The 26,000-nt window shown below is 42.2% G+C and carries 25 protein-coding genes; 12 read left to right on the forward strand and 13 right to left on the reverse strand.

Going from position 1 to position 26,000, the window contains the following annotated elements:
- Positions 1–33: 33 nt before the first annotated feature.
- Entirely contained in the window at positions 34–1,842 is a 1,809-nt protein-coding gene (locus NST85_RS17000; RefSeq protein WP_341189899.1) for a VWA domain-containing protein, read from the reverse strand.
- A 223-nt stretch (positions 1,843–2,065) separates the two neighbouring features.
- Between NST85_RS17000 and NST85_RS17005 the strand changes: the two genes are divergently transcribed.
- Together NST85_RS17005 and NST85_RS17010 are read left to right on the forward strand one after the other, a co-directional pair.
- Positions 2,066–3,196 (forward strand): hypothetical protein, encoded by a 1,131-nt coding sequence (locus NST85_RS17005; protein WP_341189900.1) that lies wholly within the window; start codon positions 2,066–2,068, stop codon positions 3,194–3,196.
- Positions 3,193–4,929: a hypothetical protein gene (locus tag NST85_RS17010; protein WP_341189901.1), complete on the forward strand. Its 1,737-nt coding sequence runs from the start codon at positions 3,193–3,195 to the stop codon at positions 4,927–4,929. Before NST85_RS17005 ends, NST85_RS17010 begins: the two co-directional genes overlap by 4 nt.
- Before the next feature lie 301 nt (positions 4,930–5,230).
- On the opposite strand, the gene NST85_RS17015 is transcribed toward NST85_RS17010, so the two are convergent.
- Positions 5,231–6,043 (reverse strand): inositol monophosphatase family protein, encoded by an 813-nt coding sequence (locus NST85_RS17015; protein ID WP_170220117.1) that lies wholly within the window; start codon positions 6,041–6,043, stop codon positions 5,231–5,233.
- A gap of 153 nt (positions 6,044–6,196) precedes the next feature.
- Here NST85_RS17015 and NST85_RS17020 point away from each other — a divergent pair, with 153 nt between their 5' ends.
- Together NST85_RS17020 and NST85_RS29355 are read left to right on the forward strand one after the other, a co-directional pair.
- The gene (locus NST85_RS17020) at positions 6,197–6,436 is read left to right on the forward strand and encodes a hypothetical protein (protein WP_307395322.1); all 240 of its coding nucleotides are present in this window, start codon (positions 6,197–6,199) and stop codon (positions 6,434–6,436) included.
- A gap of 131 nt (positions 6,437–6,567) precedes the next feature.
- Positions 6,568–6,735, forward strand: coding sequence for a hypothetical protein (locus tag NST85_RS29355; protein ID WP_445671158.1), 168 nt, complete (start codon positions 6,568–6,570; stop codon positions 6,733–6,735).
- A 166-nt stretch (positions 6,736–6,901) separates the two neighbouring features.
- Here the strand turns inward: NST85_RS29355 and NST85_RS17025 are convergent, their stop codons facing one another.
- Positions 6,902–7,387, reverse strand: coding sequence for a GNAT family N-acetyltransferase (locus tag NST85_RS17025; RefSeq protein ID WP_341189902.1), 486 nt, complete (start codon positions 7,385–7,387; stop codon positions 6,902–6,904).
- An 87-nt stretch (positions 7,388–7,474) separates the two neighbouring features.
- Positions 7,475–9,016, reverse strand: a complete 1,542-nt coding sequence (locus NST85_RS17030) for an SAM-dependent methyltransferase (protein ID WP_341191127.1) — start codon at positions 9,014–9,016, stop codon at positions 7,475–7,477.
- A 185-nt stretch (positions 9,017–9,201) separates the two neighbouring features.
- On the opposite strand from NST85_RS17030, the gene NST85_RS17035 reads away from it, so the two are divergent.
- Positions 9,202–9,846 carry a cupin domain-containing protein gene (locus tag NST85_RS17035; RefSeq protein WP_341191128.1) on the forward strand — a complete coding sequence of 215 codons (645 nt, stop codon included), beginning with the start codon at positions 9,202–9,204 and terminating at the stop codon, positions 9,844–9,846.
- 220 nt (positions 9,847–10,066) lie between these two features.
- Here NST85_RS17035 and NST85_RS17040 read toward each other — a convergent pair whose 3' ends face one another.
- Positions 10,067–10,750, reverse strand: a complete 684-nt coding sequence (locus NST85_RS17040; RefSeq protein WP_341189903.1) for a GNAT family N-acetyltransferase — start codon at positions 10,748–10,750, stop codon at positions 10,067–10,069.
- A gap of 161 nt (positions 10,751–10,911) precedes the next feature.
- On the opposite strand from NST85_RS17040, the gene NST85_RS17045 reads away from it, so the two are divergent.
- Positions 10,912–11,388, forward strand: coding sequence for a GNAT family N-acetyltransferase (locus NST85_RS17045; protein ID WP_341189904.1), 477 nt, complete (start codon positions 10,912–10,914; stop codon positions 11,386–11,388).
- Positions 11,389–11,411: 23 nt separating this feature from the next.
- Positions 11,412–12,170 carry a WecB/TagA/CpsF family glycosyltransferase gene (locus tag NST85_RS17050; protein WP_341189905.1) on the forward strand — a complete coding sequence of 253 codons (759 nt, stop codon included), beginning with the start codon at positions 11,412–11,414 and terminating at the stop codon, positions 12,168–12,170.
- A gap of 140 nt (positions 12,171–12,310) precedes the next feature.
- Here the strand turns inward: NST85_RS17050 and NST85_RS17055 are convergent, their stop codons facing one another.
- Together NST85_RS17055 and NST85_RS17060 are read right to left on the reverse strand one after the other, a co-directional pair.
- On the reverse strand, positions 12,311–13,414 hold the full coding sequence (locus NST85_RS17055; protein WP_341189906.1) for a Gfo/Idh/MocA family protein: 1,104 nt from the start codon (positions 13,412–13,414) through the stop codon (positions 12,311–12,313).
- A 34-nt stretch (positions 13,415–13,448) separates the two neighbouring features.
- Positions 13,449–14,111: a ThuA domain-containing protein gene (locus NST85_RS17060; protein ID WP_341189907.1), complete on the reverse strand. Its 663-nt coding sequence runs from the start codon at positions 14,109–14,111 to the stop codon at positions 13,449–13,451.
- Positions 14,112–14,223: 112 nt separating this feature from the next.
- Between NST85_RS17060 and NST85_RS17065 the strand changes: the two genes are divergently transcribed.
- The 4 genes from NST85_RS17065 to NST85_RS17080 all read left to right on the forward strand — a co-directional run bounded on the left by NST85_RS17065 (position 14,224) and on the right by NST85_RS17080 (position 18,118).
- A complete protein-coding gene (locus tag NST85_RS17065) occupies positions 14,224–15,132 on the forward strand; it encodes an AraC family transcriptional regulator (protein WP_341189908.1) in 909 nt (302 codons plus the stop codon).
- Positions 15,133–15,245: 113 nt separating this feature from the next.
- A complete protein-coding gene (locus tag NST85_RS17070; protein ID WP_341189909.1) occupies positions 15,246–15,698 on the forward strand; it encodes a MarR family winged helix-turn-helix transcriptional regulator in 453 nt (150 codons plus the stop codon).
- 7 nt (positions 15,699–15,705) lie between these two features.
- Positions 15,706–16,926, forward strand: coding sequence for an MFS transporter (locus tag NST85_RS17075; protein ID WP_341189910.1), 1,221 nt, complete (start codon positions 15,706–15,708; stop codon positions 16,924–16,926).
- Between the two features lie 391 nt (positions 16,927–17,317).
- Positions 17,318–18,118: a hypothetical protein gene (locus NST85_RS17080; RefSeq protein ID WP_341189911.1), complete on the forward strand. Its 801-nt coding sequence runs from the start codon at positions 17,318–17,320 to the stop codon at positions 18,116–18,118.
- A 184-nt stretch (positions 18,119–18,302) separates the two neighbouring features.
- On the opposite strand, the gene NST85_RS17085 is transcribed toward NST85_RS17080, so the two are convergent.
- From NST85_RS17085 to NST85_RS17100, 4 genes are read right to left on the reverse strand one after another with little or no spacing between them, the layout of a single operon-like run.
- Entirely contained in the window at positions 18,303–19,100 is a 798-nt protein-coding gene (locus NST85_RS17085) for a PHP domain-containing protein (RefSeq protein ID WP_341189912.1), read from the reverse strand.
- A gap of 26 nt (positions 19,101–19,126) precedes the next feature.
- Positions 19,127–19,960 carry an energy-coupling factor transporter transmembrane component T family protein gene (locus NST85_RS17090; protein WP_341189913.1) on the reverse strand — a complete coding sequence of 278 codons (834 nt, stop codon included), beginning with the start codon at positions 19,958–19,960 and terminating at the stop codon, positions 19,127–19,129.
- Complete coding sequence (locus tag NST85_RS17095; RefSeq protein WP_341189914.1) at positions 19,947–21,707, reverse strand: ABC transporter ATP-binding protein; 1,761 nt, start codon at positions 21,705–21,707, stop codon at positions 19,947–19,949. The genes NST85_RS17090 and NST85_RS17095 overlap by 14 nt, the downstream gene beginning before the upstream one ends.
- Positions 21,700–22,578 (reverse strand): cell division protein FtsQ, encoded by an 879-nt coding sequence (locus NST85_RS17100; RefSeq protein ID WP_341189915.1) that lies wholly within the window; start codon positions 22,576–22,578, stop codon positions 21,700–21,702. Before NST85_RS17100 ends, NST85_RS17095 begins: the two co-directional genes overlap by 8 nt.
- 178 nt (positions 22,579–22,756) lie before the next feature.
- Between NST85_RS17100 and NST85_RS17105 the strand changes: the two genes are divergently transcribed.
- Positions 22,757–23,590: a MurR/RpiR family transcriptional regulator gene (locus NST85_RS17105; protein ID WP_341189916.1), complete on the forward strand. Its 834-nt coding sequence runs from the start codon at positions 22,757–22,759 to the stop codon at positions 23,588–23,590.
- A gap of 137 nt (positions 23,591–23,727) precedes the next feature.
- Here NST85_RS17105 and NST85_RS17110 read toward each other — a convergent pair whose 3' ends face one another.
- Together NST85_RS17110 and NST85_RS17115 are read right to left on the reverse strand one after the other, a co-directional pair.
- On the reverse strand, positions 23,728–25,029 hold the full coding sequence (locus tag NST85_RS17110) for a 6-phospho-beta-glucosidase (protein ID WP_341189917.1): 1,302 nt from the start codon (positions 25,027–25,029) through the stop codon (positions 23,728–23,730).
- Positions 25,014–26,000, reverse strand: coding sequence for an N-acetylglucosamine kinase (locus tag NST85_RS17115; protein WP_341189918.1), 987 nt, complete (start codon positions 25,998–26,000; stop codon positions 25,014–25,016). Before NST85_RS17115 ends, NST85_RS17110 begins: the two co-directional genes overlap by 16 nt.

The following is a 26,000-nucleotide window of genomic DNA, read 5'->3' on the forward strand; positions in this document are numbered from 1 at the left end:
TTTCCTCCTAGACTTCCATAAGTTAATTAATAATTATACAAGATATTCCAAGAATATTGTCTTATCTGCCTGGCTCAACGGTACAGTAATACGGTCTCCACTCTTGAGCTCAAGCCCTTTGCTTATATCAACGGCTCGCCCTGATTTCTCCAAAGTTCCGCCATTCTGACTGCGAATGATAATCCGATCATTTGAGCCTGGAATGAAGATAAAACCTTCAGTCTCCTTCAATTCTGGTGCTAGCTGGAGCAACTGATGTAGATTAAATTTCCCTTTGAACGCTCCGAGTTTCTTGTATTGCGGGAATGTCTTCTCATTTGTATTCTCATCCCGAATTTCAATGACTAGTTGGCCCACAAAACCTTTGTTTGCCTTCTGGATCATTTTCATAATTAATATGGCGGCTCCCAACAGTGTGGCGATAATTAAACCCCATATAATGGTGAGCATAACGGGAAACAGTTTGGCATCTTCTTTTTCCACGTCCGCTGGTTTCGGTGTTGTGACCCCTGCACTACCTGAGGATGATGTCGTTCCTTTGGCACTGACTGTAACCGGCTCTGTTTCACGGTAGAAGCTCTTTTCCTCCGCTCTTACAGTGAGTTCATACTCATGCTTATCTGCAATTGTATAACTTCCCTCAAAACTGTCCCCGGTGTTTGTTAACTTAATCTCTTCCGTTTTACTACTATCTAAGTCCTTAACAACAAGTACGGCATTCATATTGGTGTATAACTCCGTATTAGGCAATTGCTGACCATTGCTAGTTAAGGAAGCTCGGATATCTATCTTATCCCCTGGTTTATACGTTTTGGACGGGATAGGATCTATCGCTAATTCCAAATCATAGTTAAACACTAGATTAATATCGATCTTGTCTTTGGAGGCACCCTTAACTTTCAGCTTCCAGTCCCCTTCTGCAGGTGTCAGAAGCTTGATTAGTGAGTAACTCTTAGATTTAGAGAGTAATACATTATCCGAAGGAACGGCTACTTCAGTTCCAGTAGGATCTACTAATACTGTCTCCACTGGCTTCGAGGACATAATGGATATGTTGGCCTCAAGTACACTAGCATTAGGTACATTAATCGTAACCTCTTGAAACTTTCCGTTACCTGTCATGCTTTGAATAGGAACCACTTTCAATTTCAAATGGCTGGCGAATATTTCACTTAATATTTGTGGTAGATCATCCGCAGTATTGGTAGAGAATGATTTACCTCCGGTTTCATTAGCGAGATCTTCCAGCGCTTGTTTGTTCAATTTACCATCGGCGTTCAAGCCAATTGTATAGATCGGAATTCCAGCGTCCTTGGCTTCTTGCACAGCTTGCGCCATTTCCTTGTCAGACTGACTTTGCGTTCTGCCTGAGTTCTTGGCGAAATCGTTGTTCCCATCAGCCAGCAAGACGATCATGGGCTCATGATTAGGATCGGCGCCATGCTGCAGTACTTTCATGGCCTCCGTAATTCCCACCGCAGTATCAGTGTAAGGTCCTCGATCCAATCCATCGATAAATTTCTTCAAATCTTCTTTGTCACTTGGTGATTGAATTTCCAGTAACGCTTTCTCTCGTTGTACTTTGTCTGTATAGGCTACAATACCTACTTTATCACCTTTTGTAGACAACATATCAATGAACATTTTCATAGCTTCATTGCCAATTTTGTCTGTGTCGCTTGTGTTCATAGAATTGCTGACGTCAACAACTAATACAGCATCAATTTGTGAAGCTTGACCTGCAGCAGCGGCGCCGGCTATAGGTAGGCTCTGAGGTAAATAGATCAGTAGTAATGAGAGTGTCAAAAGTAGGCTCAGTGTGATTTTAATTCTTCGAAACATAAGTTGTACTCCTTCACAATAAAATCAAATCAAGAGATAGATTAGTCAATTATACCTAATAGACATTAAGAAAAGATTAAGATCGTTGTTAACTTTATTATAAGCCTAGTCTAGTTAAGGGAAAGATGCTACCAGTTATGACAATATGATATAATTAATACCACAAAAGTTCAATTTTTGAGATGTAATTACAGCTTAACTTCTATTAAAGAAAGGACTACCTATGATTACAAACGGCTTTTTGATCATTTTGTTACTATTAACCATTGTCAAATGGGTGAAATATTTACTTGGACGTAAACGTGTTCTTTCCTCTGAGCAGGTTAACACAGCTCTACTTGACTTGTTAAATCAGGAGCGCGGACAACAGGATCCCAACCATAATAACGAATTAAATTCTTCTCGGCGAATCCCTGCTCCACTTGGATCTTTACATAAGTCTATGTATGCCTATGAAAAGTTAAGGGTTTGTACGCATTGTGAGCGTTACACGGTACTTCATGAGCCAAGCTGCCTATTCTGTGGTAAAGGAACGCTACGCCCTGTCCATTGGAAAGCTGAAAAACTGGTGCGACGTTCCATGCGTAATGAGCTCCTGCTCACTTTGCTCGTTACGCTACTGGCTATTCTTTTTGCTCGTGGTGCGGAACAAATCATCATTGCCTGTGTAGGAGGTGCAGCCGCTATAGCTTTGTTGTGGCTCAATCAACGCAAAACACTGTCACCACGAACCTATGGTGAACTAGTGAAGTTGTTCACTCGCAATCGTCAAAGGATCATTGATGGATTGATCAAGAACCTAGATACTGCTGTTGAAGTCGGTAATAACAAAGAACATAAGCGCTCCTATGAAATGTTTCGTGAGGTAGCCACCCTTGTGCAGAATGATCATATTCGGATGCTGCAAATTATGCAGTTACAATCATTTGTTCTTCGTAGCGACATGGACTTGGAGCTAGAACCGCTAATGCTTAAACATTTCGACCCTCATCTAGCGGCTTATATCGGTGAACTGGCCAAGGTCAAGCGCGAATTGATTAAAGACAATGCACTACGCTACGTGACTTCTTATGAAGATGAGATACTCGATATGAAAGATGGATTAAGCATCCTTATTGGTGCAGCGGGAGCAGCTGTTCGGAAGAAGCGTTATGTTGCTATCTATGCCCGATTCATGGCACGTTATGCCAGCAAATTACCTAAAGAACGCTTTCTACGGCTGTACCGCGTAATTAGCGGCCATCCCGAACAGGAATGGGGCGAATTAGCTGATATCGTATCCCGCTTATATGAAGAACAATACGGCATGGATCCCGAGTCGCAGACAAGCCTAACAAGGGGCCACTCAATATGACGATCAAAAAAATAATAACCCTGCATAATCTACTTATTTTATTATGTGCGATTGTAATCGTCCTGATTGGTTACAAGGGTTATCAAGTCCAACAAAAAATAAGCTGGATTGCCGAAGCAGATCGACTGTATGCAGAGAACAAGCTCGTCGAGGCGGAAGCACTGTACACTAAAGCTCAAAACAATAAATTTCTCGATTATAAGGAACAGGAAGTCGCTGCACGGCTGGCCGAATTGGCACCCATTACCACGATCAACAGCAAGCTTAGTTCTCTGGATCAGGCTGCTCAAAGAGCAACATCGAGAAATGATTATGATGAGCTAATCCAAACCTACGAGCAGTTTCAAGAGGTAAAAAGCACTTATATGGAACCTAAAGGCAAATACTCGCCCTACTATACTCAGATTTCGCAAAGTCTAAGGATATCCGATCAATTCGCAGCACATTTCAAGCAATTCAAAGAGCAGTTCTTATCACAAGCAAATGAAAATCTGAAGAAATCGAAGTATACGGATGAGACCTTCAAGTGGAATATGCTACGTCTTCCTAGTGAATTTTTTGGGGGAGATAAGGAACATAAAGCTCAATTATTAGAAAATTTCCAAAGCTATGATGAGACAAAAATGAACCAGCTTGCTTCAGAAAATTCATATAACAATCTCTATAGCAACGTGTTGTTGATGTTCAAACAATACAAAGAGCTTGAAATTAACGCCAAGTGGGTGACCCATGGAATCGAAGACATCGGACTGGAATTATTGAAAAAGGATGTTGAGAACAATAACTATGGTAGTTTTGCTGCAAATGCCAAACAATATGAAAGTTTTGCGGCTAGTGCAGATCTCACCCCTTCTGAGGTGACTAAGTATATCGCAAATAGCTTCAAAGAAATGTTGAAAACAGCTGAAAAACTTACAGCCAATAAAGAGTTCCAACCAGCTATCGATATGTATGAACAACTTAGCGCATACCAAGATACATCTGCCGAAATTAAGGAGGTTCAGATGTCCTGGCTGATTGCCGAGCCCGTCCGACTTCTGCCAGAACGACAGGATGAATACGTATTTGCTAGTAGTGGAACCGATCGATTCGGCTCCAAAGTATATGTCGCAGCAGCCGATCAGACGAATCAAATCTATTACGGTCGTATGAACTCTACAGATAGCGTACAGGTATTGACCTACAGTGACCTACCTAAAAGCGACCTAATTCAAAGCATGGTTATCGACAAGGACTTCAGTATCACATCGGCGCCCGTCTTACTGATTCAATCTGCTTCTGATAGTCGGACTGCTATCTATACAGCACTTGAAGTTCAAAGTGACAAGATTTCATTGCTCTATCGGATTGAAGCCGATGAGATCAGCATTAATCCTGATGGCACGCTGACTGTAATCAATCCTGTAGGTGAAGGTGCAGGTCAAACTACCATTTATGAACATAATGGAGATAGCTATCAATTCGCCAAAGTCCAAGTGAATATTACGGATATTGATGGAAGTTTGCTCGCTGAATTTCCAGGAATTAAAGTGAGATTCACTTGTACGGTATTTGAACCAGGCGCTGGTGAGGTTATCGCTTTAGTTGCTAACAATTACATCTTGCTATCCGGTAACTTTAATTTCAACGATGGAGATATCACTGTTACGGGTACATTCACTCAATTTAGAGATGTCGATCTATTCGGGGAGCTAACTTCCATTCCCGTGTTAGAAGTTGAAGCAGTTCAGTAGGATATTTGACAATGCAAAAAGGAGCCACCTCGGCTGAGGTGGCTCTTGGTTGTTAAGTAAATTTACTTTCAAGGTACTGATGTCAGCAGAAAATAAAGAATTAGACTGTCGCTGTTTTATTGAACTATCGTTTCCCGTTAGCGGAATGACCTGTCTGTAAACTATGATACGGTTCTCCGTGCTGTCTGAAGCGGCAAGTAATTAAGGCTATCCTGAAAAGGATGGCCTTTTCATTGAAGAACATGTCTTACTAAGCTAACGTTTTCGCACGTACAACAATGTTGAAGAGAGACTGAACCTTTTATTCTGATTCCATCCGCAATAATGTCAAGAGATCATCGAAGATTCCAGGTGTCGTGAATACGACCTCTTCACCATAGAGTTCATTAGGGATGTCATCTGGCACCACTTGTACATTGCAACTCAATGCTCCCGCCTCCCGTGCAATCAAGCCCGCGGCGGCTACGTCCCACGGTGAAAGACTTTCCGTATGCGCATCTAGTTTTCCGGACGCCACATAACAAATGTCTACTGTTGGTGCGGCAAAACGCCTAATGTCACGACAGTTTCTTCTGAGTCGATTCACTCTTTCGATTGCTGGCTGCACTTTTGCTAGATCATGCGGAAAACCTGTGCCAATTACAGCATCTAGTAGCGAAGTACATTTACGAATTCGTAAACGCTCACCATTGCAATAGGAGCCTTCCCCTTTAATCCCAACATAAGTACAGTTCAAATCTGGCGCATATACTGCTCCTGCCAGCACTACGCCATCAAGGGCAAAAGCCAATGAAACGCCGTAATGCGGCAGGTTCCGAGCAAAATTAACTGTTCCATCTAAGGGATCAATCACCCATACTGGACCGTCAAACTTGAAATTATCCCAGTTATGTACTCCATTTTCCTCCGAAAGAATTCGATGACCTTGAAATTTACCCATTATGGCTTCTTGAATGATTTTTTCCGATAACAAATCAGCGGATGTCACAAGTTCACCATAATCCTTGTAATTCACTTCAATTTTTTCCCGACTGCGCAATTCGGAAATTCTGTCACCCGCTTTTGTTACAGTCTGTTCTGCAAACAACGCTAACTCTCGAAGATCGAACTTCATTTCGTTCCCATGCCTCCTTATAGTGCGTAATTTATTGAGCATTTCTGCCCGTCAACCGCTTCAAGCAAACTTTCAGACATTTATCATATTCGTTACCAGTACCACGCCTCCTCCTTTTCGAGGGGGCATTTTCTTTTTCAGAAGGTATGTAGATTGAGAATCATCGAAACGAAGAATGACATTGTCAATTTGCGTCGCGCTGAAGTGCTCCCTTCGGCGTTCCTCATTCATGTCGAGGATTACTTCAACCAACTTAGAACTGAACTGGAAGACGAAGCTGAACATCAATTCAACTTAGGCGAGAACGGCTTCATCGTCTTGCTTGAAATGGGCGATAACGTCCGGGACCTTAGGAGCACCGGACTTGCCGCTGAGAGTGGCGGTTTAGCCTAAAGAATTCCCTTAATATGGTCAATCGTTTTTTTGAAGAGACGTTAAGAAAACAAAAAATCCCTAACCTCTCTCAAAATTCCGCCCTTCTTATGATACGGTTTATCGCGAATGATCTTAGACTAACGTAGACGATGTATACACTTATTTTCATTAAATTGATACTCTCATTTGTGAGTCTTTGGATCATTACCTTCTTAATGGGTAGAAAAGAGACCTGTCAATTTACTCCTTTAGACTTCTTCACATCTATTCTTTTGAGCGAAAGAAAACGATGGATGAAGCAAAAATCCGAGATTTGACGTTTAAGTAAGGATATAGTGATCTTTCTGAAATTGTATATGCTGAGTATAACGAAGCCACAGAGGAACTCCTGATTATAAAAAAATTATAGAAATCGTCATAATAAAAAGCCATCGAGATGAAATAATCTGATGGCCAACATTTTTATTCTACGTGATAAAAAAATTAATTTCTCGTAACAGATAGGTCCTTCATATACCAAGCGTCGCAAGCAAAATGTTCCGACCCCGCAAGCGGAGCATCTAATGATTCAAAGCCATGTTTTTTATAGAAACGATTGGCAGCCTGCATATCTTGAAGTGTTTCTAAATAACATTTATCATAATGAATCTTGGCAAATTCTAAGGCTGTTTCTAGAAGTTTCAAAGCCCCTCCTGATCCTCTGGCCTTTTTCGATAAGTACATCTTCTGTAATTCACAAACTTCGTTAGAATCAGCAAATGGGGCGATTCCGCAACCCCCAACGATCTCTCCACCATCTTCTAATATCCAATAAGCTTTACCTTCTTCATTATAGAATTCATAGAGACTGTGCAAGCTGCTATCAGCCCACGCCAACCCCTCTCTATTTCCGCCAAACTCGATTAGAGATTCTCTGATGATTTGTTCAATAGCTGCATTATCCTGTGGTTGTATTCCTCTGATGTTCATAACAAGCTGCCTCCACTTTATATAGTAAGGATGTGCGATATACGTCCCCTTATTCTTTTATCACTTTTGAAACAATCACGTCCACCTCTACAAAGCTGACACCAGCGATAAAGCACCTTCATGATCAGGATCCTTAGCCAAAGCTTTATGCGCATAATCACGAGCGAGTTCTTCAACTCCAGCCTCATCATAACAAATCGCCATGTTATAAAATACATCACTATTCGCCTGATCAAGATTCGTTGACCGTTCAAAATAAACTAAAGCATCCTCGTAGTGATCCATTTCGAACAACAGCATACCACAATCTACTGCTAAGTCATGGCTACTCTCCATCTGATAATAGCCTGTCCACATCAAGTGGATGCCTGCCCCAAGATCCTTCATCTCTTCATCATCACTCGTTGGAATTAAGTCCGATATACGCTCAACACTTTTTAGGAACAATTCAGTATCATAGCGACCCAATCTCCAGAAGGAAAGAATCTGCCGGAGCTCCATCTGATCCAAACGCTCTTCAAACCACTCTTTTAAAGTAAAGAAGTCATCCGGTCCAAAACGATTTATAAACCGCTGGTACGCGAGTCGTGTTTGAGTATAGAATTTCGGGTCATGAAGCATAAGAATAGATCCTACGTTCAAGTTCTTATAGTGATGTGGAGTAAAAAAAGTCATCGCTCCTTTATGCTCATAAAAAGTTTGAATCGCATGATAATTCGCCGTTAAAGAGAAACTCCCATGATGAATGATCTCTGGCGGCTCTGCAAATTCCCAATTCTCTAATCGGTGATCGCCTTTGTCCGCTGTAAGTAGAAGAAAACCATGCTGTGACAATCGACCCAGCCTCTCTAAACAAGACAGTCCAATCTCCGGAAAAAGAATATGTGAATCCTCTAACCTTTCTTGGTACAGCTTTATTACATCTCGGTAGGCATATGACTCCTGCTCATACTCCTCTGCCCTATCGTAATGGTACTCAGGAACTACCTGCTCTAGCAATTCAGATGTACTAAGCTCCCCTGCTCCATCAGGATACTTTAGGGATACCCTACATTCATGAATTTTACCATCACCAACATAAATCAATTCTTGTGGGATACTGTCAAAAAAATAATTGGCGATGATCATCAGTGGTTGCTGCAAGTCTCCCATCCGAATAATCGTGTTAGACTCCGTTAACTGTAACTCCTTATCATGAGTAGCATCAAACAGGGCAAAATCTAGAACTCCCTGCTCTACAAAGGGTTTAAGGCTACGATGCTGCTGCCAGTAAGTTATATTTTTCTGGGCGAAATCACTCATACAATAGCAAAAAGGAGGAAGCGCCACCCCCGCTTCATCTCTTAACTTACATAGCTCCTTGAGCACATGAAATGCTAATCGACCTGAACCTGCTCCAAGCTCTAGAATCGTAACCGGCTCAGTTGTATGCCCTAATTGAGCTCGATCTTGAAGAAACCCAAATACCATTTCTGCATATGCCGTAGCTATCATAGGATTATTCGTTATATATAAGGGGACTTCCTCACTCTGCCAAGCTTTCATCCCCTGTTCTTCATAATAAGCCCGTTGCATCTCCCAAATGGGTGATTCACTGAAGCGGTATATATTCTGTTCTATACCTGTCATCTCGTTACCCGCCATGAAATGAAACCTACTTTCTAGTATTGTTAAGTCAATAATATACCCAACTAGCCCTTCATTCCACTCCCTAATACCTCCCACATAAGTAATGACGCACTTTCAACTGGGAAACAACATAAGATATCCCACAAGGCTGTTGCCTATACTAATTTGAAGGGTTGGTTAATAAAATGTCGGCTTCTTATATGGATTTTACTTCTCCATCTGTACAGTTTACGTATGATGTAAATAATAACTCATTTTTCAAAAAGGATAATCAGAATTATATTAATTTTCTGTCCATCAATCAGCTTAACACATTAGGAAATGTGTCCTTACTAGACATTTATCTCAGTACGGGAAACATAGTTGAGCCCCATACTCATCAAAATGCTACTGAATTAGTATTCTGTATTTCAGGTGCAGCTGTCGTTTCGATCATTAACCCATTTACCAAAGAACTTCTCAATTATTCGATTCAACCGGGACAAGTAGCTAATGTACCTCAGGGATGGTGGCATTATGAGATTGCTCAGGTCGATAATACACATTTAATTGCTATATTTGATGCTCCAGTTCCTGAATTTATCGGTGGTTCCGACCTGTTACGGCTAACGCCAGCGAGCGTGTTTGCTCGTGCTTATTGTCTTGATGAGGCCAAAGTGAAGAGTACGTTTGCTCCAATCACAAATACAGTTGTCATCGGACCACCTAACGATTGCAAAACGGGTCAAATCCAAGGCAAAGCAACAGAAAACTCTGCGAAACCCAATCAAGCGTTCAACAGCAGGGCAAATAGTGACCGTCCTGTCATCGGTAACGGATGGCAATACTGAGTTAATAACAAGATTTAGATCTACCGTCTAATTAAATTTGCATTAGTACTACACACTCAACGCTGCGGACAAAGCATTTTTTTGAATCCGAGGTCCGCAGCCGCGGTGTTTATTTTTTGCCATAGGACTAGCGATGAGAAGCACACAATAAATAGTGTGATGATATATTCTAGCTTATACATAAAAAAAGACGCTGGGCAGCATGGCCCAACGTAAAACGTCAGTGGTTTCCTGGTAAATCACCATCGGGCCTATACACCATACAATACTGCTCCAGCGAGCTATTAGGTAACGGGATGACTTTTACAGTATGGAACTGATAATGTTCATATATGGGTAAATTACTTAGCGTTTGCGTCTCAAGCGAACACATGATATTCTTCCTACGACATTCCGCAATAAGCGGATTGATTATCTTCGACACATGCCCCTGACCGCGATATTGTTCCTGCACGACAAGCATATCCAAATGCATATATTCCTGATCACCTAGCATCGCTAACCACGAAGAACTCATACTAAGCAAAATGGATATTCCACGAATAAATCCACGCACCCCAATGATTCGGCAGATCGGTAACGACTTAATAATGGCAAATGCAATCTGCTTCATATATTTGGCTTTCGAGCGCATTGTCTCCGCTTGACGTTCCGAATGAAATACGAGCGCCACAGCTTCATAGTTCTCTGACGTCGTTAGTAAATCTGAATAAGGATATAACATCTCAATGTATCGATGAAAAAATATATTCAGCACTTGAAGCCTGGTAGTCTCATCAGGCAAGATATGTTGATACAGCGGGTCATCCTTAACAAAAGCTTGCGCCATGATGCTGGCTGCTTTCGGAATGTCATGACCATCAATTTTCAATAACGTCTTACAAATAGTTCCACCCCGTATCATAATTACTTCTCTATAAGCATAGTCCATTATAACGAAAACGACCCACTGATCCAACCTTATTACGAATGGTTTACAGAAACCTTTATGGTTTGATTGCGTTTATATTGAAGAAAGTCTACATATCAGAACACTCGAACTTCTAAGTCAGGAGGAGATACATATTGAAAATTAGAAAATTCCAAGATTCAGATATTACTCAGATTGTCACATTGTTCTATGAAACAGTACATTCGGTGAACAAACAAGACTATTCGCAAGAGCAACTTGATGCATGGGCGCCTCATGATGAAAAGCCAATCAGGCTGCAAACTTGGAGTGATTCAATGAGACACAACATCACTTATGTTGTTGAAATCAATGACATCATCGTCGGTTTTGCAGATTTGATCCCCGATGGTCACTTAGATAGACTTTACGTACACAAGGATTTTCAAGGCCAAGGAATTGCTTCAACTTTAGTTAACAAACTTGAATCAGAAGCAACGGATCTAGGTCTTGTTGAAATAAATACTGACGCAAGCATTTCCGCTAGGCCATTCTTTGAAAAACACGGGTACCGAGTATTGCATTCGCAGACCGTAGAACGTAATGGTGTAACCTTAATTAATTTCAAGATGATTAAACTATTAGTAAACTAACTTTCCGCTGAGAGGTGAATCGCATGGATGGCTCCGTTACTACTATTTTAGGAGTTCCCTTTTCCAGACTAACACTGGAGGAGACAACACTACATTTAACAAAACATCTCCAACATGAACCATCAAATCTTCTTCATTTGATTACGGCTAATCCAGAAATCACGATTGTAAGTCAATCAGACGATCTGCTTAGAAAAATTATTAGCGAGGCAGATTTGATAACTCCTGATGGGGTCGGAATACTCATGGCAGCAAGAAGAAAAGGCGATCCGATTGTTGAGCGGGTTACAGGATACGATCTTCTACTCCAACTTTTAAACGAGGGTAATCAGCGGGGGTGGAGCTTTTATTTTCTAGGTACCGATGAACAAACAAATCTACATGCCGTAGATAAAATTAGACAGCTCTACCCGAATGTGCAGATCGCTGGTAGACATCATGGTTTCTTTACCGAGTTAGACGAGCCGTCCATTCTTTCTGAGATTGAGCAAACGAGACCCGATATACTGATTGTAGCCATGGGTGCTCCCTACTCTGATAAATGGATTTATAATCATAAACAAGATATTGCTCATACTAAAATTGTATTTGGAGTTGGAGGAAGTCTGGACGTAATCGCCGGTAAAGTACCTCCTACACCCGCCATATGGAAGAGGCTAAATTTAGAGTGGTTGCATCGGCTATTTACTGCTCCCGTTGCCAAAGGGCAAAAATCAAGATGGCGTAGACAGTCTGCGCTACCCAAATTTGTATATCGAGCTATCATACGAAATGCCAAATAGGTGAATTGGGACGCAAACGCCTTTACCCCCTGATCTCAATAGCTATGTGGTGTACAATCAAGAAATCAGAGGGCATAGCGTTCAGTAAAGACAATCCATCATCGCAGCGGTATCCTAACAATTAGTTCCGTGAGGATCCCTTAGCTCAGGAAGCCCTTAACAAGTCCCAGCGGCAACGGCCTTGGCTGTTCGCAGCTTATCTCAAGCTCTACAAAACGTTTAGTGTCCGAGCTTGTATGGAACGCATGCATAATTTCAAGCACATGATTGGCAAGTTGACCGTTTGCTCTAGGCTGATCTCCTGTTTCAATGCAGCTAGCCATATCAGCAACGCCGATTCCTCTGCTGTTCTCCTCATAATTATGCACAAGTGGAATTTCCATAAATTCAGTGCCCTGGGCAGGCTTAAGTAGAATCGGACCACCGAACGTATTCGGATCGGGCACGATCAATGTTCCCAGCGATCCATATATTTCTATCCGCGGCAAAGTACTGCTCCAGATATCGAAACTCGTAATAACTGTTGACACTACTCCGCTAGCAAATCTTATTGTCCCTGCCACATGAGTTGGAACCTTGACCTCCACCTGCTGGCCAAATTTCTTAGCGCTCGTAATTGTTCTTTGCGGAAAAGATGTCTTGGTCATACCGCAAACGGTCTCTGCAGGTCCCAAGAGGGAAACCAGTGCAGTGAGATAATACGGTCCCATATCAAACATAGGCCCTCCGCCAGCTTCATAATAGAACTCTGGGTCTGGATGCCAGCTTTCATGTCCGTGACAGACCATAAATGCGGTTGCCGCCACCGGCTCTCCAATAAATCCGTCGTCAATCAACTTTCTGCACGTTTGAAGTCCTGCGCCGAGAAAGGTATCTGGAGCACAACCGATGAATAGATTTTTCTCTTTGGCTAGAGCGACCAGTTCTTTTCCGTTGTCCAATGTAAGCGATAGGGGCTTTTCCACATATACATGTTTGCCTGCCAACAACGCCCGTTTGCACACCTCGAAATGTCCTTGGGGTGTGGTCAGATTCACAACAATTTGAATCTCATCAGAAGCCAGTAACTCCTCCGTGGATAATACATGGGGTACGTTGTATTTCTCGGCTGCTTCCTCAGCCCTTTCCCTGAACAGATCGGAGCAAGCATATACCTCCGTATTTACAAATAACTTTGAAAGGTTCTCAAAATAAATGTCGCTGATATTCCCACAACCTACTATCCCTACCTTAGCTTTACCCAAGCTCGTCCCCACCTTATCTACTAATGAAATATCGTTATTTGGCCGCCCAAAGGAACCCTCTTCGCATCATTTCCTTGGCTTCTGGAATATCGAAGATATCTGCATGATGACCTAATGCATTATAAAAGACCTTGCCTTTTCCCCACATTTTTGTATATACCACGGGCATTTGTATGATACCATTTGCCGAATGAGCTCCATCGCTCAGTGGAAAAGTAGTCGTGGCAAGCACATCAACCGATGGGTCTATATGCAAGAAATATTGTTCTGACTTTACTTTGAAGTCTTTGATCCCTTCAATAATGGGACTGGATCCGGAACCAATGATATTCACTTCATACTCCACGCCATCATTGAAAGGATGGGCAACCCATTGTGACCCGGTCATAAATTGCCATTCCACACAATTTCTAAAGGAATCACACATCCCACCGTGACATCCAGCCATCCCCACTCCAAGTTCCACAGCTTTCAATACGGGTTGAAGCTGCTCATTACTGATATCCCCCATGGTCCAAATCGGGACAATAAGGTTTAAATCTAGCAACTTTTCTTCGTCCTTGAAACTATCTAGTGTATCAGAAGCTTCAACCTCGAAGCCTTCTTCCTTTAGTAATCCAGCAAAAACTTCCGAAACCTTCTGTGGTTCATGCCCATCCCAACCGCCTCTTACAATTAACGCCTTTTTTGACTTCATAAAGTGTCTCCTTTGTGATCAAATTAACCAGTCTTATTCCTTCATTACAATAAAATTGTAAATCAGAAGTCTCTTTACTGCTCGTCATTTTCTTTGCTTGTATGGTCATTTTTTGCTAAAGTTTAGGAATATATCGGGACTACTGCAAATATTATTTGGTTCAAGAGTTAAGGAGGCAGCAATGAAAGCATTTCATGAAAATCGTTTATACCACTCTATAATTCCATTCACCGCTTTTGTTGCTCATAATTTTAACTTTCTAGCGCATTGGCATAATGATCTTGAATTTATCTATGTGTGTGAAGGCACGATCCGAATAGGAATCAATTCGGAAAGCCGGATTCTCGGCAAAGGAGATATTGCAATCTGTTCTAGTGGAGATATTCACTATTACGACAGCAAGGATAATGAGTCTACCATCTTGATTGTTATATTTAATCCTCAACTTATCGGGGTTCCCGGAGGTTGGCCCAAAAACATTAGGCTAACCAGTCCTTTCTTCTGTAATTCTGAATCGGAGAATAGGGAGCACAAGGGAACGTTTGTTGAGAAAATGACTGATCTTATGCTTCATTTGCTGCGGGAGTCAGAGGATCAATCAAAGCACTATGAAATGTTTATAACCGGCATGGTGTTTGAACTCTGCGGAACCATCTTGAGATATGCAAACAGTGAACCTGCTGACCTAAAAAAAGATAAGCGGCGTATGATTACTATGAAAATTATGCAGGAGGTACTGGAATATCTAGAGATGAATTATTCAAGGGCTATCACTCTTGAAGATGTTTCCAGGCAGGCTAATATGAGTATTTTTCATTTCTCTAGATTCTTCAAGAGCATCACTGGCATGAGTTTTATTTCCTACCTCAACAACATTCGAATAAATAAGGCAGAAGAAATGATTCTGAACACAAATAGATCGATGATTGACATCGCACTAGAATGTGGATTTACAAATGTCAGAACCTTTAACAGAGTGTTTAGGCAGTTACGACAATGCACCCCTTCAGACCTCCGCTAGAATAATTAAAGCTAAGAAATTACCCATTATGTATCAAGTTATCTAACCGTTTGACAATTTTAGTTGTCACGAATATAGTTGTTATAACAACTATATATCGGGAGTGATGAATTTTGCGTAAAAAAGGATTAGATCATTCAATAGGTTTTCAGCTAGGTAACGCACACCGGAAACTAAGTCATTTATTTATGCTGCGAACTAAACAATATGATATAACCCCAGAACAATGGGGTGTTCTATATCGTGTCCGAGAAGAAGATGGATTAATTCAACGGGAAATAGCCCAGCGCTCTGGCAAGGATAAGCCGACCACGACTCGTATACTTGACGTATTAGAGGCCAAAGGACTTATCACGAAACAAGCGGGTAAAAGTGACCGTCGTTCCTTTCATGTATTTATTACTGAACAAGGGAAACTTGTAGCGGACGCCATTGAGCCGATTGAATATCGTACGGTTGGGGATGTATTAGATACACTTACGGATGAGGAATATGAACTCATGTGCACGGTACTGAACAAGATTAGTCAACAAGCAACTGAATTAGCTACACTAGAAAAGGAGTAATCATATTATGTCTGAACATCAAGAGAAACTCTGGACGAAATCGTTCATTGTTCTAACCGCAAGTTACTTATTATTGTTTCTAAGCTTACAAATGTTGCTATCCCCTTTCCCTACTTATGCCAAGGAGCAATTTCATCCTGGTGATTTCACACTAAGCCTAGTCACTAGTCTATTCGCCCTTGCAGCCATACTTACTCGCTTTGCAACGGCGTTTCTACTACGTACCATACGCAAAAACACCATATTATTTTGGGGGATTTTTATATTAGCGGCAGCAACTTTTGCTTATCCTTATGCTGGCTCCATGAATCAGTTGCTCGGCTTGCGCATGGTATTCGGCATTGGATTCGGGATGGCGAGTACGGTTTTACCTACTTTAGTATCCCAGATTATTCCCCATAAGCGAATTGGTGAAGGCATTGGCTACTTCGGACTGTCGACAAGTATTGCCATGTCAGTAGGACCTCTAATCGGACTCTCTGTAATAAAAGATTACGGCTTCACGACTCTCTCATTACTTGGAACGTTAGCTGCTGCGCTAATTGTCCCATTATTGCTCATGACTCGTAGTATTCCACCACAACCAGCCAAACCTGCCATTCCTTTGAAGTCATCTGCCTCCACTACAACAAACAGCAAGAAGACCACCATGTCCCGCATGTGGATGCCAGCATTGTTAAATATGTTAATGTCGATTACCTATGGCGGCATTCTTGGATTTCTAGCCTTATTTGGTGAAGAGAAACATTTGGGGCAAATTGGACTTTTCTTCTTATTTATTGCTTTTACCGTTCTGATCGTGCGTCCAATTTCTGGTCGTATCTTTGATCGCTATGGCCCTTTCTTTGTGCTTGTACCCGGATCGATCATCGTAGTAGCAAGTCTACTCATCTTGTCATATGCCAATACGCTTCCACTTGTTATTGTATCGGCACTTCTATACGGACTTGGTTTTGGTGCAATACAACCAACGACTCAGGCATGGATGCTTCGTGAAGCTTCACCGGAGCAACATAGTACAGCAAACAGCCTTTATTACAATTCGATTGATCTAGGCGTTGCCCTAGGTTCTATGCTGCTCGGCATTGTCGCATCAGCTTCAAACTATTCCATCATGTATCGTTATTCTGCTGGAGTCATGGTCGTATTTCTAGTTGTCTATCTCGTTAGTCATATACTCAGCTCGAAGACGAAGAAGTCATCTGCTGCAGTCTCCGTAGATCAATAACCGTTGGATTCATGCAAAACCCACGAATACCTTTAGGTATTCGTGGGTTTATTTGTTTAGGCTTCTATTTTCATTCATATAGCAGAATTTGATGCAAGAACAAACGATTGGCAGCTAAATGACATAAGTTACGGTGAAGTGTCAGCGCAAACGGTGGGTACAAACTGATGGTGGACAAATGTATTTTGCTGGCGTAGCATCTCGCAATGAAGATCCGAACAAAAAACGAACACACGTTCTATTCAGGGTTGACTTTCCACTTATTTCAAGTTATAGTAAATGACAATTACACATGCTATGCGGGCGAAGCACCTCGCAAGACAGGCATATTATGCCTATCTTGGAGGTGCTTTTTTGCGTGTATTGCTATTTTAGATGGGAGATGAGGCAAATGATTAATCATGGGAATAAGAACAGTGGTTTGAACATGATTCACAAAGGATTTTTAGGAACCATTATTTTTTTATTAATACTTCTCACAGGAAACGTCTCACAGGTTTATGCAACCTCCGATTGGGATACAGCACTAGAAGACATCAATGCCTTGCATGATAATTACATTGATTTACAAGAAGTCATACAGGCGGATAATCTGAAAATTAAGAAGCTCCGTAAGCAGAACAATGACGACCTGAAATCAATAAAGGCAAAGCTCAATGCCATCGACCAAATTCTGTTGAACCGTTTGAAAACAGAAGCAGAACTAATCCAGCAGAAGCACTCCTCCCTACTAAAGCAGTATTCAACCCTCAGTAAGCAGTCCGCTGCCGCTAAGAAAACTAACGACACCAAAGCGGTTACAATATTTGATCTGAAACGCAATAAGTTGAAGCCTGCTGCTACAACAGCCCGAGCTGAGGTGAAGGCTAAGACGGATGCGCTGACTGCAGCACGTAAGCAAACCGCCACTAAGACGAAACCAACCAAAGATATTTTAGTGCTGGTAACAACATTGAAGCAGCAGGTTGTCGCTGAGAATAAGATTCTCGCTAATGCACAACAAGCCCGCTCGGAAGCGGATAAACGTTATAAAGTCGCTATCAAACAAGGTGATGCAATTTCAGCAGCAACCGAGATGAAGCTATCCTATCAGCAAATGGACATAATCCAATCTATGCAGAAAAAGCTCTATGATTTGGAGCAGAGAATAGCAACGACCCTCCGGTCAGCTGAGTCCAAGCTGCCGCAGTGAGGTTGACGCATTATGAACAAAAAAGCAGCTCGTTCCTCTTCAGAGGATTGGCTGCCTTTGCTTGTTGTAACATTAACAAAGAATACACTCTAGTAATTGGTTGTTACGCTAACGATAAACATTGAAGTGGTAGTCGAGGATATAATTTACTCTTCAAGGTCTGCCGCACTGTGTCTCTGAATTGTTAAGCCGTAGTACCTGTTTCTAACTCATCCCTTGATGGAGCCTCACCGAGCATCTTCTTCAGTAGTTTCTTCATCATAACAGATGCCTTTACCTTCGTATGCAAACAAGGAGAAATTTCTACCTCATAGTTCCGCTGGCGGATGGCTACTTTCAACTCCTCTACTGTAGAGCATGTTTCATGTAGACGGTTCACCACGCTTCCATACTGCAAGCATTGATGACTGTCACTACCAGCTATCACAGGTATCCCTAACTTTTCAGCGAAGGGTGTAATAAGTTGTCTGTAGGCATCCTCACCTTGACTGTAAATATCTTTGGCGTTGAAATCGAAAGCGTCAAGCCGCCCAAGCAACTCCGGGTCCAAGTGATGTAATGGTGTATTGGTTCTGAACGGATGTGCCCCGATTTTCCATAGGTTATGTTCATCAGCCAGATCTAACAAATCACTGAATGGAATAAAACTTCCCTCTTGGGTGTGATCCTCAAGTTCTCCTCTGACAGCAAGAATGTTCTCCTTGAGCCCGATTAGTAAAATGTGTCCCGTTTCCGCAATATCGACTTCCATGCCTGGAAATACTTTTAGGCCGTCTGCATCATAATAATGACCGTTATATGGGTAAATCCGATCTAGCGTTTCATACATACCGACAAAATTGGAGGTGTTAAAATGTTCCGTCAAAGCAATCGCCTGTAATCCATTTGCCTTAGCTTCGACCATCATTTCTGCGAAATATTCCGGAGAAAATCCTGCCTTCTTGGACAGATTGCCATGTGTATGTAAATCAATGTTCATCATAAATTTCTCTCCTTTAGACTTGTCTTTTAGTAGAGTAGATTAGGGTATTGATTACCAAACCAGAACAGCAAAGCGATATATACGGTTGATCCTGATAAAAAGTACCAATCCGATATTTTCATTTTCAGATAAGCAAGCTTAAGTTTCTTTACCTTGGGGTTGTTAAGACCGTAAGTGAATCCTCTTGTCTCAAGCGCTTCAATCGTAGTACGTGAACGTTTGGCAGTGTTCAGCATCAAAGGATAAAAGACCAATACAATAATGCGCAAGTAATACGTGGCTGTTCTCCAATATAACAACCCGTGCCGAAGCGGTCTTTGCCCTCGAAGTCTAAAGGATAATAATATCTGATGAAACTCCTCTAGCAAGGTAGGCAAAATTCGATACCCGTACGATAAACTGAAAGCAAAGACATCGGGTACACCTAATGAAGATAAACCATCACTCAATCGTTCGGGGTCCAGACTAGAGAATACCGTAATACTCGCCAGTGAAATCACGGACAATTTAAGGGTGAGAGTCAGCATCGGTAACAGAGATTCTATCCCACCTCCAAAAAAGAGGGAGAGTAGAAATAGCCAACCCACTTGGCTGATGAGCCCCAAGCAGAGGATAAATAGAATATAAGGACTGGCACGTGATAGGATGGTCGTCACCACCATAATGGCGAACATTCCTAACAGAATTGTCCGATTGTAGACAAACCAAGGTACGATAGCAAAAAACATATACCACACAAGCAATGTACGAGGATCTAACCTTCCAAGAAAGGTGCTACTACTGTTATAAGCGTTCCCGAGCAACTCTAGCTTAATTTGTTCTACTGAAATACGATTAAGCGCCCGTTTAACAGCTTCCATGATGTGTTACCCCCTCCTTTTGTAGTTCAGCACTGACCATAAATTCATCTAAAGTACAACAAATACGAGGCAGCCCCAATACGCGGCTCAGCTCCATGAGTTGGGTCTGAGCCAGACCGGCGCGACGTAACAGCTGCTCATCGGCAAAAATATCTTCCTTGCTGCCGTCAGCGATGATCTGACCTTGGTGCATTACTATGATTCTACTTGCCCATTCCGCCACAAGTTGCATATCATGAGTTGCAATGACTACTGTCTCCACATGACTGCGAAGCGTCTCCAAAACTTTAACCAGTTCCTGTTTGGTTGAGATGTCCAAGTTGGCCGTTGGCTCATCAAGTAACATAACCGCAGGGCGGACAGCTGCTCCGATGGCAAGCGATACACGCCGTTGTTGGCCTCCACTGAGTAGACGAGCATCACGTTCCGCTAGTTCACCAAGCCTGAACGACTGCAACATGCTCTCCACTCGCTCATCCATATCAGGCACTTTCCGCGCTTTTAAATAATAAGCAATCTCTTTACGCACACAATCCTCAATGAACATTTCCTCTGGATTCTGAAATACATATGACGCTATTCCAGATAGTCGTTCGGCTGGCAATCCATTGATCAATGTTCCTTTGATGTGAACTGTCCCCCCGCTCGGCTTGGCGATACCAGCTATCAGCTTCATTAGGGATGACTTACCCGCTCCATTGTTGCCAATGAGGGCGATAGATTCACCACGTTTAAGTTCCAACTGAACATCTTTTAGAACGGGATGAAGTGTTCTATGGATCGTACGATACGATAATCCTACACCTTCCATTTGTACAACAGCTTCCTTCTTCTGCTCAGCCGATTCTTCCACAAGGCAATGTTTGTCCTTGAACATTGAACAATTATTTCCTTCCACAGCTCTGTGCTGGGAAATAAAATAGGATCTTCCTTCCTCAGGATTCATTGGATACAGCTCTTGTACTGACAATGGATTAGGATTAAGCATCCAAGCAGCCCTTGTTACATCAGGAGGATAAATTCCAAGTTCAAGTAATTCGCTCACCGATGATAATGCTTCACGCACCGGCTTCTGCCAACGAATACTACCGTTGTCCATGAGAATAACGTTCTGGCAGTAGTCTGCTATGAACTCCGCATGATGCTCGATCACTACAATCGTCTTCCCATGCTCCACATTTAATCGACGTAGGATCTCATAGATTTCCCGGGCATGCTGCGGATCTAATTGAGCAACAGGCTCGTCAATGACGAGTATTTCCGGGTCCATCGCTAACGCTCCGGCCAAAGCGAGCAAATGCTTTTGCCCTCCGCTTAACTGCCAAACAAATTCATCTCTCACTTCGCTTAGACCCGTTAGCTCTAGTGCTCGTTCTCCTCGCTCCTTGTAATCCGCAAATCCATAATTCAAAGGAGTAAAAGAAACATCGTCTATCACAGTCGGGCGAACCAATTGGTTCTCGAAATCTTGATATACATAACCCATCGTTCTAGATAGTTCTGCAACGGTTCTTCCTTCGGCTAATTTGCCGCTAACTATGACTTCCCCACTGAAGTCCCCTGTATAGTAGTGAGGGATCAATCCGTTAAAACATTTACATAGTGTCGATTTCCCTGATCCGTTACTACCTATAACAGCAGTGAAATCTCCCTGCTTAAGTTGCAGAGATACATCCCGCAATACAGGTTGTTCAGCCCCCGGGTAGGTAAACGTCACTCCGTTCAGTTCAAGAACTGTCTTACGCATCTATCTGACCCGCTTCATGGCGTCTTCGTGCAGCACGTCGAATTTGTATCGTAATAGCTATTCCAGCCACAATTGCTGCCACCAACATACTCACCCAGATCAAAATTCCCTCATTAGATTCTGCCCCGGGAAGTTCAAACTCGCCCAAACTCCATCCTGATTCCGATAACAATTCTGCTCCCATCGCAATCCCCGCCAAAATAATTCCGCCTATAACAAGCTTGGGTGATAACCAGGTACCCGCTGCATATTTCATATTCCGTTCACGAGGTTTCATGCCAAGCAAAGGTTCGATCTTCCCGTACAACCGTGGAACCAAATACATAGTAGGTAGTAAGGCGAATAAGATGCCTGAGAAGAGTACATTGTTTAGAAAACCTACACCTTCAATCACGACAATACTCTCTGTTAGCCCTTGAACAGCTTCCAATTCCTCTACTCCAACCCATACTTTTACAATATCAACTGCAGCACTACAGAACTGATGTATAGCTACGCCAGTGATCGCCGCCACACCTACCTGTATACGATTCTTGGGATCTGACACCATACGACCTGCTACATACATGGCAAGAGAGAAGGTAATGAATTTCTCCAACTCACCTAAGCCTCCGAACTGGCCGAGCATTAATTCACCAAAGATCATTTCGCCTACGGCCGCTCCCACAGCTGCATAAAGCGGATGAAACAGCATACACAAAGTCAACGGAATGAAGGCAAAATATTCAACCGACAGTTCTATTGGCCCCAACTGGACACTGGGAATCAGTTCCGTAAACATATTAGACAAACCGTACAACGACATCGACAATACAAAAATCATCATTTTTTGCGACTGCGTCAGCGTATACCGCCCTTTTAATGTACTCATTAAGAAAGCCTCCCTATTTGTATTAACTTCATTATAGAAAGGTCATGTCATCGCAGCTTTTTCCAATTGTTAAAGGAAGGTAATATTTTTTTCATTATTTTTAACGTTGTAATAATATTTACAACATCTTTGGCGGTTATATTGACTTCAAACACTAATAAATGAGGGAGGCAATACGATGTATAAAGATTGGAGTCGAAGACCTTTCTCACCGAATCAACGGATTATTGCTGATTTTATTCAGAGAAATGAGCAACGTGTTCTGTATATGACAGAGCAAGATATGGCTAATGAGCTTGGTTTGAGTATTGCGTCTGTCTCGCGGTTCTGGAAAGCAGTAGGATATAAGCATGCCAAGGAATTTAAGAATCGGCTCCGTTTCCGGTTTGAATCGACTCCCTCTGTTAAAATGCAGGATGCTATAGAACGAGCTAATGACAATTCTCTACCTCAAACCCTGCTAGATATTTGTTGTCATCATCTTGAAGAAACTCGCCGCCATTTAAAGGATGAAATACTTCAGCAGGCGGTGAATGCTCTATCTACGGCGAGACATATCTATATTTACAGTCCCGGTCCCTGCGCTGGATTAGCTGAGTTAATGATGTACCGCATGGCGCGGTTTGGGCTTCAACTCAAAAAAATGGCCCCGAGCGGACATGAACTGCTCGAGACATTAATGCATGTGGACAATAGAGATGTCATCCTAATCTTCGGTTTTGTTCAGCTACTCCCGGAAAGTGATGTTATTCTAGATTATGCGCGGGAAGCTGGGTATCAGGTGATTTTGATTACGGACAGATTGGTCTATCCTAAGTCGCAGGAAGCCGATATTGTACTCTATGCAGGGCGAGGCGAGGTATGGGAATTCCACTCCATGGTAGGACCAACATATGTGATTGAGAATCTAATCCTTGGAGTAGGACTGGCCAGCCGAGATAACAGTATAAGTAAACTAGACAAGCTGCAACAATTGCGGGTGAGGTATGGTAACAAGCTACCGCGGAACTGATAGAATCCATTTATGACATTTGATTTTTGATACTTAAAAGCACAGCAGTGCCAAGTTCGTTGACTTGGTTCTACTGTGCTTTTTGTCCTACTATTTTCTTGCGTCCGTATTATTCTAACTCATTCTTTATGGATTCTCTATTTAAAAAATAATGGCAAATAGTCTTTGTTCTTAAGCAGCATTTCGTCCAGCATCGCCTCTGCAACATTCACAGAATGAACTAAAGGATGATTAGCTAATGCTTGCAACGCTATGCCGCGGTCACCGGTTACGGCCGCTTCAATAGCCAGCTGTTCATAGGTCTTAACCGCATGAATCAGTCCTTTTGCCGCCGTAGGCACGTTTGATACCGGCAACGGAATCGGTCCTTGGTTCGTGACGACACAGTTAACTTCAATAGAAGCATCCGCAGGTAAGAAATCTAATACTCCTTGATTACGCACATTTAATGTTTGAATATCTCTAGTATCGTTATATATCGATTTCATAGCGTTAACCGCTGCTTCCGAGTAGTAAGCTCCACCGCGTTTTTCTAATTGTTTGGGTTTCTCAGTCAAGTTCAGATCTTTATAGAGTTCAAACAATTCATCTTCCAGCCTTTTTACTACCTCAGCTCGGGTTCCTTCTTTATCTATCGAAAGCAGCTGTTCTTCTAGCAGTTCCTTAGTTAAATAGAAGTATTTCAAATAATAAGAAGGAATCGCCCCAAGTGAAGCAATGAAGTTAGCATTCCAATCAAATTGTGGAACGTTCTTAGCTGAATACCCCTCGCGATTAGCCAGAAGCTCCTCTAATTTTTCTTCACCATTAATTCTAACTTGAGTAATCCAGTGCAGGTGATTAAGTCCTACAAACTCACAATAGATATCTCTAGCAGGCGTTTGATATAACTCTGATAACCATTTATAAGCAGCAATAGGTGAATTACATAATCCGATGGATTTAACATTGGAATGTTTCAATATTGCTTCGGTCACCATACCCGCAGGATTTGTAAAATTCAACAACCATGCATCTGGACAGAGTTCCTCAATGTCCCGGCAAATGTCCAATAATACAGGAATTGTCCGAAAAGCTTTCATCATTCCACCTGGTCCGGTTGTTTCTTGACCGATAATCCCATACTTGAGTGGTATCGTTTCATCCCAGATACGGGCTTTTAGCAGACCCACTCTCATTTGTGTCGTAACAAAGTCCGCACCAACCAAAGCCTCGCGTCGATTCAGGGTAAGTTCAATTGTTATTGGTAAACCTGATTTCTCAATCATCCGTTTTGCCAAATTGCCTACAATATTCAACTTTTCTAGTCCTTCAGGAATATCCACGAGGACGATTTCACGGACAGGAAAGCTATCAAAATTTAAAATAAAGCCTTCGATGATCTCCGGTGTATAAGAAGATCCCCCTCCAATAACTACTACTTTTAAATTTTTACGCATGCCGAATTCTTCCCTTCTATACTAAGTTGTAGTTCAAGCTGTTCATATACTTCATCTTTAATAACTAATCCGTCATTTTCCATAGCTAATAGGATTGCTCCAGCTACAGGCTCCATTGTTAATACACGTAATGTGCAACCATCTGTGAGTTGCTCTTGAATATACGGCATCATGTACTTACCATCATTTCGCGTAAGAACACTTCCGACTAATACAACATCTAACAATATATCCTGCATTTGAAGCCTGTTAATAACAGCTCTTGCGGAGAGACCCAGTTCTGTTCCTTGCTTCCGTAATATTCGCCGAGCAACCAAATCTCCTTGATCAGCAGCTGGGAACAGGAGTTTTGTCAAGTCTTTAGGAATCCTTTTACCCTCATCTAGAAAATCATGAAATAAGGTGTCTACAGAAGTGTACCCCAACATATCCAACACCGCTGCAGTTAACAATGTTGACTCTTCCCGACCTTCCCAGCTACGTATTACAGATCGCAATACCTCGACCGCCAGTTCACTCCCACCACCAAAATCTCCAAATGCGTAACCAAAACCTCCGCATTGCAATTCTTTTCCTTGAGGATTGATTCCAAAACAGTTAGTCCCAGTGCCACAGATTAGAACAACACCATAAGGTTGCCTTGTACCTGCTCGCAGTCCAATGACTGTATCACAAGCAATATCGTAATGAGCAAAGCCGAGTTCTTTAATCATCGGACGCAAAATAACATAATCTGCTTCCCGATCAGCTCCGGCTAACCCGAATAACGCATAAGTGATATCAGTACGATTTAAGCCGCTGCTATGTAAAGCTTGTTGTATCGCCTCATCAATATTTGATCGTGCCAACTCAACACCAAGTTGATGGTTTCCACAACCGCTCAAACCTTTGCCTACAATACTCCCAGTACGATCCGTAATGACAGCACTTGTCTTACTTCCTCCTGCATCTATCCCCAGATAGTACTCCAA

It is taken from the genome of Paenibacillus sp. FSL K6-2524, assembly GCF_038005525.1.
In the GTDB taxonomy this organism is placed as follows: domain Bacteria; phylum Bacillota; class Bacilli; order Paenibacillales; family Paenibacillaceae; genus Fontibacillus; species Fontibacillus anaericanus.